The sequence below is a fragment of the Actinomycetota bacterium genome (genome assembly GCA_030776725.1).
Classification (GTDB): domain Bacteria; phylum Actinomycetota; class Nitriliruptoria; order Nitriliruptorales; family JAHWKO01; genus JAHWKW01.
Genome location: JALYHG010000053.1, coordinates 20,108 through 37,255 on the forward strand (window position 1 = coordinate 20,108; position 17,148 = coordinate 37,255).

Annotated in this window: 13 protein-coding genes and 1 pseudogene; 11 read left to right on the forward strand and 3 right to left on the reverse strand. The window is 71.6% G+C overall.

All coding sequences use genetic code 11. The features are described from left to right. Positions 1 to 385 precede the first annotated feature (385 nt). The 3 genes and pseudogenes from M3N57_02455 to M3N57_02465 all read left to right on the forward strand — a co-directional run bounded on the left by M3N57_02455 (position 386) and on the right by M3N57_02465 (position 5,378). Positions 386 to 565 (forward strand): annotated as a pseudogene (locus tag M3N57_02455) (WhiB family transcriptional regulator). Positions 566 to 777: 212 nt separating this feature from the next. Then, positions 778 to 3,768, forward strand: a complete 2,991-nt coding sequence (locus M3N57_02460; GenBank protein ID MDP9021561.1) for a glycosyltransferase family 2 protein — start codon at positions 778 to 780, stop codon at positions 3,766 to 3,768. After that, positions 3,765 to 5,378: a DUF5719 family protein gene (locus M3N57_02465; protein MDP9021562.1), complete on the forward strand. Its 1,614-nt coding sequence runs from the start codon at positions 3,765 to 3,767 to the stop codon at positions 5,376 to 5,378. The genes M3N57_02460 and M3N57_02465 overlap by 4 nt, the downstream gene beginning before the upstream one ends. On the opposite strand, the gene M3N57_02470 is transcribed toward M3N57_02465, so the two are convergent. After that, a complete protein-coding gene (locus M3N57_02470; protein ID MDP9021563.1) occupies positions 5,379 to 5,804 on the reverse strand; it encodes a metallopeptidase family protein in 426 nt (141 codons plus the stop codon). It lies immediately after the preceding gene. A gap of 987 nt (positions 5,805 to 6,791) precedes the next feature. On the opposite strand from M3N57_02470, the gene M3N57_02475 reads away from it, so the two are divergent. From M3N57_02475 to secA, 8 genes are all read left to right on the forward strand, one after another. Continuing rightward, on the forward strand, positions 6,792 to 7,121 hold the full coding sequence (locus M3N57_02475; protein MDP9021564.1) for a hypothetical protein: 330 nt from the start codon (positions 6,792 to 6,794) through the stop codon (positions 7,119 to 7,121). A gap of 82 nt (positions 7,122 to 7,203) precedes the next feature. Beyond that, a complete protein-coding gene (locus M3N57_02480; protein ID MDP9021565.1) occupies positions 7,204 to 8,574 on the forward strand; it encodes a phosphomannomutase/phosphoglucomutase in 1,371 nt (456 codons plus the stop codon). A 26-nt stretch (positions 8,575 to 8,600) separates the two neighbouring features. Beyond that, the gene (locus M3N57_02485) at positions 8,601 to 8,786 is read left to right on the forward strand and encodes a Trm112 family protein (GenBank protein ID MDP9021566.1); all 186 of its coding nucleotides are present in this window, start codon (positions 8,601 to 8,603) and stop codon (positions 8,784 to 8,786) included. Further along, positions 8,783 to 9,832: an SIS domain-containing protein gene (locus M3N57_02490; GenBank protein ID MDP9021567.1), complete on the forward strand. Its 1,050-nt coding sequence runs from the start codon at positions 8,783 to 8,785 to the stop codon at positions 9,830 to 9,832. Before M3N57_02485 ends, M3N57_02490 begins: the two co-directional genes overlap by 4 nt. A gap of 137 nt (positions 9,833 to 9,969) precedes the next feature. Then, positions 9,970 to 10,701 (forward strand): hypothetical protein, encoded by a 732-nt coding sequence (locus tag M3N57_02495; protein MDP9021568.1) that lies wholly within the window; start codon positions 9,970 to 9,972, stop codon positions 10,699 to 10,701. Further along, positions 10,688 to 11,431, forward strand: a complete 744-nt coding sequence (locus M3N57_02500; GenBank protein ID MDP9021569.1) for a response regulator transcription factor — start codon at positions 10,688 to 10,690, stop codon at positions 11,429 to 11,431. Before M3N57_02495 ends, M3N57_02500 begins: the two co-directional genes overlap by 14 nt. A 110-nt stretch (positions 11,432 to 11,541) precedes the next feature. Next, entirely contained in the window at positions 11,542 to 12,414 is an 873-nt protein-coding gene (locus M3N57_02505) for a matrixin family metalloprotease (GenBank protein MDP9021570.1), read from the forward strand. A 150-nt stretch (positions 12,415 to 12,564) separates the two neighbouring features. Further along, the gene (secA, locus tag M3N57_02510; GenBank protein MDP9021571.1) at positions 12,565 to 15,507 is read left to right on the forward strand and encodes a preprotein translocase subunit SecA; all 2,943 of its coding nucleotides are present in this window, start codon (positions 12,565 to 12,567) and stop codon (positions 15,505 to 15,507) included. A 67-nt stretch (positions 15,508 to 15,574) separates the two neighbouring features. Here secA and M3N57_02515 read toward each other — a convergent pair whose 3' ends face one another. Both M3N57_02515 and M3N57_02520 read right to left on the reverse strand, forming a co-directional pair. After that, entirely contained in the window at positions 15,575 to 15,970 is a 396-nt protein-coding gene (locus M3N57_02515; protein ID MDP9021572.1) for an Rv3235 family protein, read from the reverse strand. 71 nt (positions 15,971 to 16,041) lie between these two features. Further along, positions 16,042 to 17,148, reverse strand: a 1,107-nt coding sequence (locus M3N57_02520; GenBank protein ID MDP9021573.1) for a hypothetical protein, incomplete at its 5' end; no start/stop codon positions are given.

Here is a 17,148-nt window from a genome sequence, read left to right on the forward strand (position 1 = left end):
GACCAGGCACGCGCAGCGGCGGCCCGCCCTGCCGCGATCCTCGCTCGACCACGCCGATCGGGGTGGCATGGAACGCCACAGATCGGGTGGGCATCCGAACCCCACGGATTGGGGTGCGCATCGACGGCGACCACAACCTGTCGTGGTTGGCCCTTGACGCCACCCGCTTCCGCCGCTAGAAACAACGTCGGTGTAACTACACCAGCGTGGTGGTCGGCGTGGAGCCAGCGCCGAGCCGCCCTTCCGGTGCGGCCATCGCACCGGTCCGCGCGAGAGCGAGGAGCGCACTGTGGTAGCCGACACCGCGACCGTGACCGGGGACCTGCTCGACGGGGTCGACCTCGGCCCGGCGCCCTGGATGGCAGACGCCAAGTGTCTGGATGCGGACCCGGACGCCTTCTTCCCCGAAAAGGGCGGATCCACCAGGGACGCCAAACGCATCTGCGCGGCATGCAGCGTCCGCGACGAGTGCCTGCAGTACGCCTTGGGCAACGATGAGCGCTTCGGGATCTGGGGCGGCATGAGCGAACGGGAGCGCCGACGGCTGAAGCGGCTCGCTTCCTAGGACCGCTACCGAACGCGCCGCACCCGCCCCGCTCGGTGGGTGGTCGCCGCCGAGTGTGCTAGCGTGGCCGTCCCAACGCCCGCCAGCTCGGCGGGCGTCGCGCTTGCGCAGCGCACCCGTCCAGAGCGTGATCGCCACGCGGTGCACAAGGAGCGGCGCTGGACAGTCCGCGCGTTCTCGCCGTCGTCGTCGCCCATGACGGTGCTGCATGGCTGGGCGAGTGCCTCGAGGCCCTGCAGGCGCAGACCTACCCGACGCTCGATGTCGTCGCCGTCGACAACGGCTCCACCGACGGGTCGCGCCACATCCTCCGCGAGCGACTCGGCATGGAACGGGTGCTCGTGGCCGACCGCGATCTCGGCTTCGGCGCCGCCGTCGGCATGGCCCTCGACAGCGCCATGGCAGCCACGTCGGACGCACGCTGGCTGCTGGTGTTGCACGACGATGTGATCCTCGAGCCCGATGCCGTCGACCGTCTGGTCGCCCACGCCAGCGGCGACGGGCACGTCGCGGTGGTCGGCCCCAAGCTCCTGCAGTACAGCGATCCGCGGTTGCTGCAGCAGGTCGGGATGGCGATCGACCCCACGGGGCGCCCGGATTCCGGGCTGGAGCCCGACGAGCTCGACCAGGGCCAGCGCGACCGCGTGCGGCCGGTTCTGTACGTGTCCAGCGCGGCCATGTTGGTGGACCGCGCGCTGTTCGAGGAGCTCGGCGGGTTCGACCGCCGCTACCGCGTGTTCCGCGACGATCTGGACCTGTGCTGGCGCGCCTGGCTGGCCGGACGCGACGTCGAGGTGGCACCGGCTGCCGTCGGGCGCCACGTGCGCGCGGCGTCCAACTACGAGCGGCTCGGTCAGATGGCACCGCTGGGTCCGCGGTACTTCGCCGAGCGCAACACGTTCGCGACGATGCTCAAGTGCTACAGCGTGGCCCGCCTGGCCTACGTCCTGCCGCTGTTCTTCCTGGTCGGTGCGGCCAAAGTGGCGGCCTTCGTCGCCGCCCGCCGGCTGAGCGATGCCTGGCAGACGCTGCGCGCCTGGGGCTGGAACGTCCGCAACCTGGGCAGCACCATCCGGCTGCGGCGGGCGGTGCAGGACAGCCGGATCCGCACCGACGGGGAGCTGCGGCCGTTGTTCGCCCGCACCGCGCCGCGGCTGGGGGCCTACGCCGAGGCGATCGCCGACCGCGTCGCAGGCGGCGACGTCGCCTTGCCGTCCCCACCCGACGAGCGGGCGACCGACGAACTGTCTCTCGGCCCGCGCGCCGTTCGCCTGGTCAGACAGCAGCCGGTCCTCGTCGCCGCCACGATCCTGACCGCGATCGCCCTGATCAGCGCCATCCCGCTCCTCGGTGGCGGTGAGCTGCGCGGCGGGGACATCGCCCCGTGGCCGGCGACGTCGCGCACGTTCCTGCGGGTGTACGCCTCGGGATGGAACGACGCGGGAGGGCTGGGTTCGGCGGGGGCGCCGTCACCGGCGCAGGCCCTGCTGGGCCTGGTGGGCATGCTGGCTCTCGGGTCGGCCTGGTTGGCCCCGCGCCTGCTGCTGTTCGGGTTCCTCCCGGTCACGTGGTGGCTCACGCTCCGCGCCGGCCGCCTGCTGAGCCCCGCCCGTGCGCCACGGGTCCTGGCCGCATCCGCCTACACGTTGAGCCCTCCGGTTCTGGCCGCTCTGACCACCGGGAGGCTCGGTGGGTTGGTCACCGCCGCCGCCATCCCAGCACTGACCCTGGCAACGGCCCGTCTGACCAGCTTCGCGGTCGCGCCGCCCAGTGCCTGGCGAGCGGTCGCGGCCGCCGCTCTGGTCACCGCGGTGATGATCGCCTTCGAACCCTCCACGGTCCCGCTGCTCCTCGCCGCCGTCGCCGTTGGCCTGGTCGCGGTGTTCGTCACGCCTGCTCCGGCGGCGGCCCGGCGTGGTGCCGCTGGCCGGATCGCGGTGGTCGTCGTCGGGGCCCTGCTGTTGCTGCTGCCGTGGTCGGCATCCTTGATCGGGTCGGGTTCACCGGTCCTGGGCGGCTTCGGCGATCCCGGCGCGACGCCGTCGCCGTTCCTGCGGTGGCTGGCGCTGTCACCCCAGCTGCCGGGCTTCCCGGGGCTCGCGGTCGGCGTCGCGTTCTTGGCTGCCGGCCTGCTGGGTCTGGTCGTCGGGTACCCGCGTCGCCCGGTTCCGGTGGCCACGCTGTGGGCGGTGGTGCTCCTGTCGGTCCTGACCGCGTGGGGCCTCGGGGTCAGTGGTGATGGCGCGGTCGGGTGGCCCGGCCTCCCGCTGCTGCTGGCGGCGCTCGCCTACGCCGGGTTGCTGGCGATCGCGTTCACGGTCGCCGGAGACGTCCTCCGCGAGATCGCCTTCGGGTGGCGACAGGTCGTCGTGGCGGTGACCGCGGTGACCGTGGCCTTCGGCGGCGTGGCGGCGACCGCGTACCTGGTGAGCGATCCGTGGGACGCCTTCGTGGTCGGCGAGCCGGCTCTGCCCGCCTTCATCGGCGCCGAAGACGACGCCCTGGGCCCCTACCGCGTCCTCGTGCTGAGCGAAGAACACGGGGCCATGCGTTGGGACGTGGTCGGCTCGGATGGCCCGACGATGCTGCGGTACGGAGCGCCCAGGCCGGCGGAACTGCTGGAGCTGGTGCAGCGTGCGATCACCGACGCGGCCGCTCACACGAACCCGGCAGCGGCGTCGCGGCTGGGCCTCGCCAACATCCTGTACGTCTACGTGCCTGAGGGAGGACGGTCGCCCGCTCTCCAGGCGGCGCTCGACGATCAGGTCGACCTCGAGCCGCAGTCGGTCGAGCACGGCCTGCTGTACCGCGTCCGCCGCTGGCTGCCGCGGGCGGCCCACATCTCGCCGGCGGTCGCGGTCTCCGTCGCCCGCCGCGGCGAGGTCCCACCCGACGCCAGTCCCCGACCGCTCACCGTCGCCGAGGACGACACCTTCGCGGGGGCCATCCCGTCTGCCGGGGTGGTGCTGCTGGCCGAACAGGCCCATCCGGGATGGCGTGCGACCGCCGACGGGGCGGTGTTGGAGGGTGGCTCTCAGTTCGGTCTCGCCCGCTTCACGGTGACCGGTCCCGCCGAGCAGGTGGTGGTGCGCTACGCGCGGCAGCGGACGCGGACCCTGGCCGTGATCGGTCAACTGATGCTGGTGCTACTGGCCGTCTCCCTGACGCTGCGCCCACCGGGGTTCGTGGAGGAGCGCCAGTGAGGGCGCCGACCTCGACCCCGACCGCGTTCATGATGGTCGCGCTCGGCATCGTCGCCGGGGTCGCTCTCGATCTGCTCACCCCTGCGGCGTCCGACCCCCCTGCGACCACCGCGGCGGGGCCGGCCGTGTCCGGGGCGTGGTACTGCGCGGCGGGGGACACCGCCACGGGCAACGGGATGTTCGTGATCACCGCCGTACCGCCCGGGAGCGCCACCGGGTCGGTCGTCCGCGTCGATACCGTCGGCGGGGGGGAGATCGCGCGTGGCGCGGAAGCCGAGGTCTTCGCCGGGGGTGTGCGGGTGGATGGCCTGCCGCCCGAGCGGGCGGAGGCCGGCGTCTCGGCACGCTGGTGGCGCACGCCGGCGGCGGTCACGCGCGTCTGGGTCCGCGGACAGCCCGGGGAACCGGCCGGGCTGGTCGAGGGGCCGTGCGTGGCCGAGCCGAGCCCGACCTGGTACCTGCCCGGCGTGAACACCGCCGGCGGGGCGCAGGCGGCGATCAGCCTGGTCAACCCCTTCGACGTCGACGCCGCGGTGGCTGTGGATCTCCTCACACCCGACGGCGTGCAGCGGCCCGAACGGCTCAAGAACGTCGGGATCCCCGCCCGGACGGTGAAGACCATCCCGTTGAACGAGCACGCCCCCGAGCTCGCCGACCTCGGGGCTGTCGTGCGGCTTCGTGCCGGGCGGGTGGTGGCCGAAGCCTGGCAGAGCATGGATCCGGCGGTCGGTGGCGTTGAGGGCATGACCCTGGCGCCGCTGGCGCCTGCCCCCCAAGACACCTGGACGGTCCCGTGGGTCCGTACCGGCGACGCCGAGTCGTGGCTGTGGGTGGCCAACACCAGCGAGGGCCCCGCCTCCCTGGCGGTCACCGTGCACACGCCCGATGGTGGGGCGCCGCCTGAGGGGCTGGAGGAACTGACCGTCCCCGGCGAGTCGGTCCACCGCATCGACCTGCGTGGAGCGCTCCCCGAAGACGTCCGCTCGGCCGGCGTGACCGTGACGTCATCCAACGGCGTCCCGGTGGTGGTGTCGGCGGCCACGCGGATCACCAACCCCGACCCCGAGCGCACGGGGTTCTCGATCCTGCTCGGCGAGCCGGCCCCGGACCCCCAGTGGGTGATCTCCACTGGTCCGCTCCGCGGACGTCACGAGGTCCTGCACCTGGTCAACCCCACCTCTCAACCCCTGACCGTCGAGATCATCGCCGCCTCTGCGACCAGCGCGGTCTCGCCGGACGATTGGCGCGAGCTGGCGGTCCCCCCAGGGGCCGCGATCGACGTCGACATCAGTGCCGAGGGTGACGATCTCGACCAACACGCGATCTTCGTGCAGGCCGACGGCGGTGGTGTCGTGGCGGGCCTGCACTCCGTGGAACGATCGGGACCGATGCGGCTCTTGGCCCACGCCGGGGTTCCCAGCCGGCTGTGGGCGGGTGGTCAGCCTGTCCCGCCGGTGCGGTTCGCTCCGGGGCTACCCCAGCGACTGGGCACGTCGCTGGGCGCCGCCATCCGGTCGGGAACCATCACAGACGTGCCGGACGTTCCGACCCCGACCGCTTCCCCCGTCGACGCGGCGGCGGACACCACGGAGCCGGCACCTGCCCGGTGACTACCAGCCGAGCTCGTCGAGCCGGTCGTCGTCTATCCCGAAATGGTGGGCGAGCTCGTGGACGACGACCTCGCGGACGAGATCGGCGAGTTCCCGCTTGCTGGCGACGCGCGCTTCGATCGGCCGCCGGTACAGCGTGATGCGGTCAGGCAACACCGGTGGATCGCCGGCCCGCTGAGTGCGTGGCACGCCCTGGTACAGGCCGAGCAGGACCTCGTCGCCGTAGCCGAGGACATCCGCCGGCGGGACATCCTCCACGACGATCTGTACGTTCTCGACGTGGTTGCGCAACTCGTCGGGTAGCGACGTGAGCGCGTCATCGACCAAACGCTCGAAACGTCGCAGGCTCGCAGCGCGGAACCCGTCCGGCGGTCGTCGCCGACCGTCTGCATCGGCGCGACGGTGGCGGGCGTGGCGATCCTCCATCGCGGTGAGCGTACGGGGAACCGAGGTCTTGACCAGCCGGGTTCAGCTGCGGTACAATTGCGAGGTCGTCCCGAGAGGCTAAACCGCCAAGTGCGGTGGTCACTCGGGACGACACCTTTGTCGGCTCCGTTCCGTGTGTCCGCCTCGCCGCCGGTGACCCGGATCGCCCCGGGAATGACAACATCGGCTTAGGTAACGCCGGTGTCGGTAAGAAGCCGATCATCAGCAGCCGGACGGCGCCCTGGCTCGTCGGCGGCAACCGTGGAGGCAGCCGCATGCGCGACACATGTTCGCGTCTCACACCGATGTGGTTTACGGTGCCCGTGTGCAGGAGGCTCGCCGGCGTCAGGTAGTCCGCCCGCTGTCGCGGGCCGCGGTCCGCGGCTGCGCCCGCCCGGGCTGTCCTAGCCCCGCGGCCGCGACACTCCGCTTCAGCTACACGGCTCGGAAAGCGGTCCTGTCCTCGCTGACGCCCCAGGCCGAACCCGAGGCGTACGACCTGTGCGTCCACCACGCCGATCGCAGCCGCCCTCCCCGCGGCTGGGAGCTCCTCGACGGGCGCGAGGTCCCGCCCGTCGCCACCACGGATCGCGCGGAAGGTGGGGCGGTCGGCGGCGCACGCCGCGCGTTGGGAGGCCCGCGCATCATCGAGGTGCTGGCTACCGCGCTCGGCCGGAGCGGCGACCCCGTACCATCACCGCGCGAGGACTCGGAAGCTGCGCAGGCCATCAGCCGGGACGACCCAGTCGACGAGCGACGCGGGGTCGCGCCGGCCGATGTGCCGGCCGGGTCCCCGCGCGCTCGGGCGTGGTGACAGGCTCGCGGCCTGTCGCTGATGCTCCCTGACATGTTCACCCTGACATGTCCACCCCTGGGATGGTCCGCCCCTGGCAGTCCACCCTGGACTGTGGCTGCTGTTGTTTCCTAGGTGCGCGTCGCTACCTAAGATGGGGGGCGGACTCGACGAACTCGACGAGCGGGTAGGGCGTGGCGCTCCCTCGGGACCTGGTGGCACAGGTCCGTCGGCTCGACCAGTACGACCTCCGCCGGTTGATGATCCTGGTGCGCGGTCTGCTCCTGCACGCCGACGGTCCGGTCAAGCGCGACGAGACCGGTCCGGCGTCACCCGCGAACGTGACCTACCGCCAGGAGCACGTTCGTTGCGGCAAGGACCGTTGCCGCTCGTGCCCGCACGGGCCGTACTGGTACGCGTACTGGCGCCAGGACGGCCGCACCCGGTCGCAGTACATCGGTCGCCACCTGCCGGGTCAGCCGCCGAACCCGGTCGTGCCTGACCTGGAGCGCCGCCCCCGCTGAAGCACCCGTGGCCGCGTGGTCGTGTGCGCCCGTACAGTAGGTCCCAGGGGCGTAGAGTTCACACATCGTTCAGGAGGACACCGTGCCGGTCGACCTCGACGCGATCTTCAAGGCCTACGACGTGCGCGGCACGGTGCCCGACCAGCTCGACGCCGACCTGGTTCGGCGCATCGGCGCCGCGGCCGCCCGGATTCTGGACGGCGACACGATCGTCATCGGTCGCGACATGCGGCCATCCTCGCCCGAGCTCGCCGCGGCCTTCGCCGACGGCGCCAACTCCCAGGGCGTCGACGTCGTTCACGTGGGGCTCGCCTCCACCGACATGCTGTACTTCGCCAGCGGTCACCTCGACGAGCCGGGCGCGATGTTCACCGCGAGCCACAACCCGGCCCAGTACAACGGCATCAAGATGTGCCGCGCGGGTGCGGTCCCCGTGTCGATCGACACGGGGCTGGCGCGTATCCGCGACCTCGTCGCCGATGGCGACCTCGACCCACAGGGCGAGCCCGGGCAGGAGCGCGAGGAGGATCTGCTCGCCGCCTTCGCCGAGCACGTGCGCTCGTTCGTCGATCGCGACGCGCTGTCGCCGCTGACGGTCGTCGTCGATGCCGCCAACGGCATGGCCGGCCACGTCGTGCCCGCCGTGTTCGCGGGGCTGCCGTTCGACGTCATCCCGATGTACTTCGAGCTGGATGGAAGCTTCCCCAACCACCCCGCCGACCCCTCCGACGTGCGCAACCTGGCCGATCTCCGTGCCGCGGTCACCGACCACGGCGCTGACATCGGCTTCGCCTTCGACGGCGACGCCGACCGCGCTTTCGCCGTGGACGAGCGGGGCGAACCGGTGCGGCCATCCCTGTTCGCCGCGGTGGTCGCCGACCGGATCCTGGAGAAGGAGCCCGGTTCGACGGTCCTGTACAACCTGATCTGCTCCAAGATCGTCCCCGAGACCATCACCGCCAGCGGCGGGAAGGCGGTCCGCACCCGTGTCGGCCACTCGTTCATCAAGGCCCGCATGGCCGAGACGGGGGCCGTGTACGGCTGCGAGCACTCGGGCCACTACTACTTCCGGGACAACTACCGGGCGGACTCGGGCTTGGTCGCCGCTCTGATCCTGCTAGAGGCCATCTCGTTGAGCGGCCAGCCCCTGTCGCAGGTCGTGGCGCCCTACGACCGCTACCCCCAATCCGGGGAGATGAACTTCGAGGTCGACGACCAGGACGCCATGCTGGAGCGGGTCGCCGACGTCTTCGGCGCCCGCGGCGAGTTGGATTGGACGGATGGCCTCACGGTCGAGCTCGACGAGGTCGACGCAACCGGCCGGTGGGGCTGGTTCAACCTGCGTCCCAGCAACACCGAGCCGCTGCTGCGCTTGAACGTGGAGGCGGCCGCCAGCGACGCGATGGAGAAGCTCCGCGACGAGGTCGCCGCACTCGTCGACGAGCAGGGCTGACCGGCGGCGCACGCGAGGAGGACCCCGTGCAACTCGACCCGCAGCTGCTCGAGATCCTGATCTGCCCCGACTGCCACGGGCAGGTCGAGTACAAGGAGCGCCGCAATCTGATCATCTGCCAGCAGTGCGGCCTGCAGTACCCCGTCCGCGACGGCATCCCCGTGATGCTGGTCGAGGAGGCGACCAAGCCGTCACGCCGCGCTGGCGCGTGAGCGGCGTTGAGCTAGCCGGGCTCGACTCCGCCGGGATGCTCGCGACGGTGCAGGGCTCGCCCCTGCAGTGGGCGGAGGCGCTCGAGCGTGCCCGTCACGCACCGCCACCGCCGGTGTCGGTCGACGACGTCCGTGCGGTCGTGTTGATCGGCATGGGAGGCTCGGGGATCGCCGCGGACGTCGCCGTGGTGGCCGCCGCCGAACGCGGACGCGTCCCGGTCATCCCCGTCAAGGGATACGAACTGCCCGGCTGGGTCGGCCCCGACACGTTGGTGGTCGCCGTGAGCTACTCGGGCTCGACCGAGGAGACCCTCGCTGCGTGCGACGCCGCAGGCGCCGCGGGCGCTCCCCGCTACGCCGTCACCGCCGGAGGGGAGCTGGCTCGACGGGCCGCCCGTGAGGGCTTCCCGACGGTGTCCGTCCCCGCCGGGGGTCAGCCTCGTGCCAACATGCCCAGCCTCACGGTGGCGGTGCTGGCCGGTCTCGAATCAGCCGGCGTGCTCGACGGGATGCTCGACCAGCTCGCCAGCGTCCCCGACCACCTCGTTGGGTGCCTGGATCGTTGGGCCGCCGCCGACCCCGTCGACGACCTGGCCGACGCCCTCGATGGTCTCATCCCCGTCTTCTACGGGGCACGCGGGTGGCCGGCGGTGGTGGCGTTGCGTGGCAAGTGCCAGGTCAACGAGAACGCCAAGCGGCCGGCGTTCTGTCACGAGCTACCTGAACGCGACCACAACGAGATCGTGGGATGGGGCGCCGCCAGCGACGCCGGCGCCCGCTTCGCGATCGTCGACGTGCGCAGCCCCGCTGATGAGCATCCGCAGGTGCGGCGACGTTTCTCGCTCATCCGCCAGTCGCTGAGCGACCGGGTCGGGACACACGTCACCATCGAGATGGAGGGTGACAGCTCGGTCACCCGGTTCGCGGCCGGGGTCCTGCTCGTCGACCTGCTGTCCGTCCGCCTCGCCTACCTCGGGCGCGAGGACCCCACCCCCGTCCGCGCGATCGAGGCGCTGAAGCGGCGGCTCGCAGAGACGGCACCGTGAACCGGCACACGCTCCCGTGTCGCCGCCCGCGTCGAACGCCGTCCGGACGCCCCTGCGCCTGGACGCGGTGACCGCTGTCCACAGCCGCCCCGTGGGAGGAGCAGCGTCGCGCCCACCACCCCCGCATCCTGGTCAGGGTGCTGCGACGGCTCGCCGATGTGCTCGTACCCGCCCGCTGCGTGGCGTGCGGCGCCCGCGGGGAGCCGCCGTGGTGCCCGCCATGCGCTGAACAGGCCAGCCGCCACCGTCTGCCCCGCCGATGCACCCGCTGTGGCGACGGCCGTTCTCCGCACCGCTGCTGGGACGAGCACGCCCCGGTCGTCGCCACCTACGCGACGTTCAGCTACGCCGGGCCGGTCGCCGCGGCGATCGTGGCCGGGAAGGCGGCGGGTGCCTGGTCGGTGTGGCCTGGCCTCGGGGAGCTGCTCGCGGCGCTCGTTTCCACGACGCTGGCCGCGCCGGTCGATGCTGTCACGTGGGTGCCCTCGGATCGGTCACGACTCCGCCAGCGCGGCTTCGACCACGCGGCGCTGCTGGCCGCGCCGGTCGCGGCGGCTGTCCACCGGCCGCTGGTGCCCACGCTGCGGGCAGCCGAACCACGCCGGGATCAGTCAGGGTTGTCCACGGCGTCGCGCCGCATGCTGTCTGCGGCCACCTACCGGGCCCGTACACGGCTCGGCGGGGCGCGCCTGCTGGTCGTCGACGACGTCCTCACGACCGGCGCGACGCTGCACGTGGCGGCCGTCGCGCTACGTGACGGCGGTGCCGCGGACGTGGCGGTGGCGGTCGTGGCCAGGGCTGGCGCCCACCGGCTCGGTCGGTGGGGACCTCCACCGCACACGCCGGTCCCCGGACATGGCCTGGGTTAGACTCGCGAACGGGTCGGTCGGCCCTCGACGCCCGGTCGGTCCCCGAGATCTCGAGGAGGCCCACGTGCCCGACGAGCGCATCCGCGTTCTCATCGCCGACGACCACGAGCTGTTCCGCCGGGGCCTGCGGATGGTGCTGGAAGACGAGGACGACATCGAGGTCGTCGGGGAGGCGGGCGACGGGACCGACGCGGTCGCGTTGACGTCCGAGACCGTCCCCGACGTCGTGGTGATGGACGTGCGCATGCCGGAGGTGTCGGGCATCGACGCCACCGCGCAGATCAAAGAGGAGCTGCCGCACACCAAGATCCTCATGTTGACGATCAGCGACGAGGAGGACGACCTGTACGAGGCCATCAAGGCCGGTGCGAACGGGTACCTGCTCAAGGAGATCTCGATCGACGAGGTCGGCGACGCAGTCCGGTCCGTCCACGGTGGGCAGTCGCTGATCAGTCCATCGATGGCCTCCAAGCTCCTCGACGAGTTCGCTGCGATGGTGAAGAAGGAGGAGGAGAAGCAGCAGGTCCCCGCACCGCGGCTCACGCCGCGCGAGATGGAGGTCCTCCAGCACGTCGCGCAGGGGATGAACAACCGCCAGATCGCCAAGGCCCTGTTCATCTCCGAGAACACCGTCAAGAACCACGTCCGCAACATCCTCGAGAAGCTCCACCTGCACTCGCGGATGGAAGCCGTGGTCTACGCCGTCCGCGAGAAGCTGCTGGAGATCTGACTGGGCCATCCTGCGATTACGACGCGGTCGCCAACGTCCCGCCGGGGTGGAACCGTCCTGCGACGTGCGCCACGTTCAAGCCGTGGTCCCCGACGGCCGACACCACATCCGTGGATCCGCACCCGCCAGGAGACGACTACTTCGTCGGCGTCCCATCGATGCGACCCAGCCAGGCGGTCGTCGGCCCACGCGGGCCGGCGCAGCTGAGGCGACACGGACGACAAGCGCTGGCCGTCGCCCTCCTGGCCGCGTTGGCGATCGCGGCGCTGGCGCTGGCCTGGAGCCAGGCTTCGCTCGCTGGGTCCTCCCCACCGGTCCCCGGGCTCGCCTCGGACGTCGCCGGCCAGGGCACCTACCGCTTCGAGTACGTCCACTCCGACGGCGCACCGCTGCGGTGGGATTCGTGCACCCCGATCCGCTACGTGACCAACCTCGGCCGCGCCCCGTACCCGACGGCGCTCGCTGACGTCCAGATGGCCCTGTCACGGATCACCGAGGTGACCGGCCTGACGTTCACGTTCGCCGGTGAGACCGACGAGCCGCCGCGCGAGGAACGAGACCCCGTGCAGCCGGAGCGGTACGGGAACGCCGGTTGGGCGCCGGTCCTGATCGCCTGGACGGACCCCGCACAGGTCCCGTCGTTGCACGGACCGGTGGTCGGTGTCGCCCAGATCGTTCCGGCCGGCGCTCACCCGGTGCTCGTCTCGGGCGCGATCTACCTCGATGCCACCGACAAGCTGCGTCCAGGTTTCGGGACCGGGCGGTCGTGGGGGACCGTGCTGCTGCACGAGGTCGGGCACCTGGTCGGTCTGGGGCACGTGGACGACGAGCGCGAGATCATGCACCCCGGAGGTGAGCGTGGCCGGACGGCCGCCACCGTCCGGTGGGGCGTGGGTGACAGCACCGGCCTCCGCCAGCTTGGCCTGGAGTCGGGCTGCCAGCGGTCGGCGCAGCCCCCACCCGTCGCGCGCTTGCGTGCGTGACCGAGCACCCCGCCGTCGCACACGTACCATGGGAACGCGTTGGCGTCGGTCTTGGCCCTCGACGTGCACCTGCTCGACGTGCACCGCTCGACGTGCACCTGATCGACGTGCACCTGATCGAAACACCCCTGCTCCAGAAGGTCGAAGCCGATGGTCTTGAACAAGCTCCTCCGCCTCGGCGAGGGTCGCACGGCCAGGCAGCTGCAGCGCATCGCCGATGCGGTCCTCGCGGCTGAGGACGACGTCGTCGAGCTGTCCGACGCGGAGCTGAGGGCCAAGACCGACGAGTTCAAGCGGCGGCTGGCCGACGGTGAGACCCTCGCCGACATCGAGGTCGAGGCCTTCGCGGTCGTCCGCGAGGCAGCCTGGCGCGTCCTGGCTCAGAAGCCGTTCCCCGTGCAGGTGTTCGGCGCGTGCGCCCTGCACGACGGCAACATCGCCGAGATGAAGACCGGTGAGGGCAAGACCCTCACCTCGACCATGCCGGTGTACCTCAACGCCCTGGAAGGCAAGGGCGTCCACATCGTCACCGTCAACGACTACCTCGCCAAGCGCGACTCCGAGTGGATGGGTGCGGTGCACCGCTTCCTGGGGCTGACCGTCGGCCTGGTCCACGCCCAGCAGTCACGCGAAGACAAGGTCACGGCTTACTCCGCCGACATCACCTACGGGACAAACAACGAGTTCGGCTTCGATTACCTGCGCGACAACATGGCGTGGGACGTGCGGATGCAGGTCCAGCGCGGCCACAACTTCGCGTTGATCGACGAGGTCGATTCGATTCTGGTCGACGAGGCCCGCACGCCGTTGATCATCTCCGGCCCGGCGGAGCAGTCCGCCCAGTGGTACCAGATCTTCGCCCGGCGGGTGGTTCCCAACCTCAGCCGCGGCGAGGAGGACCCGCGAACCCACGAGACGACCGGCGACTACGTCGTCGACGAGGCCAAACGCACCGTGGCGATCACCGAGGACGGTGTCGCCAAGGTCGAGAAGATCCTGGGCGTGGACAACCTCTACGAGTCGGTGCACACCTCGCTCGTGCACCACCTGCTCAACGCGCTGAAGGCCAAGGAGCTGTTCAAGCGCGACGTCGAGTACCTGGTCCGCGACGGCGAGGTCAAGATCGTCGACGAGCACACCGGTCGGGTGCTCGAGGGCCGGCGCTACTCCGAAGGTCTGCACCAGGCCATCGAGGCCAAGGAGGGTGTGCGGATCAAGGAGGAGAACCAGACGCTCGCCACGATCACCCTCCAGAACTACTACCGGATGTACGACAAGCTCGCGGGCATGACCGGGACCGCCAAGACCGAGGAGCTGGAGTTCAAGGAGATCTACGACCTGGGCGTGGTCGTGGTTCCCACCAACAAGCCGATCATCCGGGCTGACAAGGCCGATCTGATCTACAAGACCGAGCGGGCCAAGTTCGAGGCGGTCGTCGAGGACATCGCCGCCCGCTACGAGCAGGGCCAGCCCGTCCTGGTCGGGACCGTCTCCATCGAGAAATCCGAGCGGTTGAGCGAGATGCTCCGCCGCCGCGCCGTCTCCTACCAGGTCCTCAACGCCAAGCACCACGAGAAGGAAGCCCACGTCATCGCCCAGGCCGGCCGCAAGGGCGCGGTCACCGTCGCGACCAACATGGCGGGGCGGGGGGTGGACATCATCCTGGGAGGCAACCCCGAGGAGATGGCCAAGGACGAGGTCGCCAAGCTCGGCCCCGAGGCCTCCGACGACGAGCGCGAGCATGTCTTCCACGACGCCTTCGACCGCTTCAAGGCCAAGTGCGCCGATGAGCGCCAGGAGGTCCTCGACGTCGGCGGTCTGTACGTGCTGGGCACCGAACGGCACGAGTCGAGGCGGATCGACAACCAGCTGCGGGGCCGGTCGGGACGGCAGGGAGACCCCGGCGAGTCGCGGTTCTACCTGTCGCTCGAAGACGATCTCATGCGGCTGTTCAACGCCGAGGCGGTCGATCGGATCATGACCCGGTTGAACGTGCCCGAGACGGTGCCGATCGAGCACAAGCTGGTCACGCGGGCGGTCGGCAACGCTCAGCGGCAGGTCGAGTCCCGCAACTTCGACATCCGTAAGAACGTCCTGAAGTACGACGACGTGATGAACAAGCAGCGCGAGGTCGTCTACACCCAGCGCCAGAAGCTGCTGGAGGGCGATCCGGAGGCGGTCGAGGAGATCGCCGCCACGTTCATCGAGGACGCCGTCCGCAACGCCGTGGACCTGTACGCCCCGCCCGGGGTGTTCCCCGAGGAGTGGGACCTCGAGATGCTGCGCCGCGAGCTGGAGCAGATCTTCCCGCTCAGCTACGACCTCGACGGACTTGACCTCGAGACCGCCGACCGCGACCAGTTGACCGAGGAGATCATCGACGACGCCTTCCGCGCGTACGAGGCGCGCGAGCAGGAGGTCGGCGCCGAGATCATGCGGGAGGTCGAGCGCCGCATCATCCTCACGATCGTCGACCGCAAGTGGCGTGAGCACCTGTACGAGATGGACGCGCTCCGCGACGGGATCGGTCTGCGTGCGGTGGGTCAGCGCGACCCGCTCACCGAGTACCAGCGGGAGGCATACGAGGGTTTCGTCGCGATGATGTACGGGGTGCGGCACGAGGCGGCGACGTACTTCTTCCACGTCCCGATCGAGCGTGACGAGACCCCCGCATCGGCGCAGGCGCCGACAGACGGCGCCGCTGGGCGAGCCACGCAGCTGGCGCGCGAGGCGGTGATGCGAGAACCCGTCCCGACCGGTGACGGCCAGGGCGACGCGGACGCCGCGGCCGACGCCGCGGCCACGGAAGCGGCCGCGGAGGCAGCCGGAGTGAAGCTGCCCGAGCTGCCCAAACAGGATCGTGGGAAGCAGCTGACGTACGTGTCGTCGGCGTCGTCGTCGCCCCGCTCGATGACGCCTGCTGGCGGGGCGCAGCCGACGGCGACGCAGGGCTCGGTGGAGCGCACCGAGGAGGGGCGCACCGTCCGCCAGCTACAGGTCGGGGGGCAGCGCACGGTCCAGGACAAGGTCGGCCGCAACGACCCCTGCCCGTGCGGATCGGGTCAGAAGTACAAGAGGTGCCACGGGGCCTGAACGTCGCCCGGCGTGCGTCTTCGCGGGCGCACCGTGGGACCCGGGCGAGACCGACGCGTGTCGTCTCCTACAGCTTGCGGTCGCCGGCGAGGTCGGCCCGGGCCCGTTGCGGCGCCCGCGGACCCGGGGGCAGCGACCTGCTCGCGACCGACCGCCCACGGTCTTCGGGGCGCGCCAACTCGACGACCCGCCACGCGTGGCGGTAACGCTCCAGGCGGATCGCCAGGACGCCGACACGGCGGCCACGGCGGACCACCACCGCGGCGTCGCAGACGTCGGGGGTCGGGCACGTGGCGCGCACCGCGACGATGGCGTCAGCGGCGGGCCCGGGCCCTGGCCGCCGCGCGATCTTCGTCAGCCGAACCTGCAGTGCCGGGGACAGCACGGGTGCCAGTTGGGCCACGGGCCGCCGCCCGGCCTCGATCTCGAGGAACGCGAACGCCACCGCGCGAGCCAACCGCACGGGATCGGGGTGGCCGGCGGCGGGACGCTTCGGCCGACGCCTGCGCGAGGGGATCGGTTGCGTACCGACGCTCATGAGGGCGCCTCCGGACTCGCTCCGGCGTGGGGAGTGCGCCGGGTCGGGAGCTGACCTGCGACGACGAGCTCGCCGAGGTGCTCACGCAGCCACAGGCGGTGTTCGCGCGAGGCGGCGGCGGACGGGGCGACCGCCACGGCCGTGACCCGCAGCGGCCAGCCGTCGCTCCGCTCAACAGAACGCACGTCCACGTCGGCGTAGCCGGCGGCCACCAAGGCCGCGCCCGCATCGGCCAACAGAGCTTCGTCGTCCACAGGTTCCCAGTCGGGCGGATCCGCGGTCAGCTCGGGTGGCGAGAGCCACCACGGCTCGCCCGCCGGTCGGGCCCCTGTGGCGTCGAGGCGGACGGGGACGGCCACGCGAACCGGTCGCGCGTCGGTGTACTCGCCGTCGGCCACGTCGAGAAGCACGCCAACGACCGTCACGACGGCGAGGTCGGGTGACGGCAGATCGACCGAGGCGACCGCCAGATGTTCGACGTAGGCGGTGGTGGCGGCCGGGTCGAACGGCAACGGCAGCTCTGGGCCGACCTCACCGAGCCAGCCCCGGGCGACCAGGACCGCGGTCGCCGCCGCCTCCGATGGGCCGGGAGTTACCCGCGGACCGAACCGCACGATCTCGGTCGTCGCCGGCGCCGCCGGATCGGTCGTTGCGACGTCCTCACCGGCCAGCACGGGCTCCCGGCCGTTGCTGGGAGCCTCGGCCAGCCTGGTCCCTGGGTCCTGCGTCGCCGACTCCCCAGGAGCCGGTGGCAGATCCGACGCGACCGGCCCGGACGGCCGGAGCAGCAGGAGCCCGACCACCGCCCACGGTGCGGTGGCTGCCACGAGCAGCCACCGGCCGCGACGCGGTGCAGCCGGGGCCGGGTCCTCGAGGATGTCCCACCCGGGATCCTGCGCCCCGCCGCCGAACCCCGCTGGGGTCTGCGCCGCAGGCCCGAACTCGGCCGACCGCTGTGGCTCGCCGCCGTGCCCAGAGCTCGTGACAGTGCCCGGTTGCTGCCCGTGGCCGTTCATGGCCGCCCGTCCCGGAGGGGGCCGGCCCCACCGCCGATGGCGGCGGCGGGACCGGCCCCAGTGCGGCGGCGTCCGGCGGTGGGGGGC

Bases quoted from the DNA above. Each gene is read 5' to 3' on its own strand.
- M3N57_02470 (MDP9021563.1), bottom strand. From the start codon at position 5,804: ATGGAGGATCGCCACGCCCGCCACCGTCGCGCCGATGCAGACGGTCGG.
- M3N57_02500 (MDP9021569.1), top strand. From the start codon at position 10,688: ATGGCCTGGGTTAGACTCGCGAACGGGTCGGTCGGCCCTCGACGCCCG.
- secA (MDP9021571.1), top strand. From the start codon at position 12,565: ATGGTCTTGAACAAGCTCCTCCGCCTCGGCGAGGGTCGCACGGCCAGG.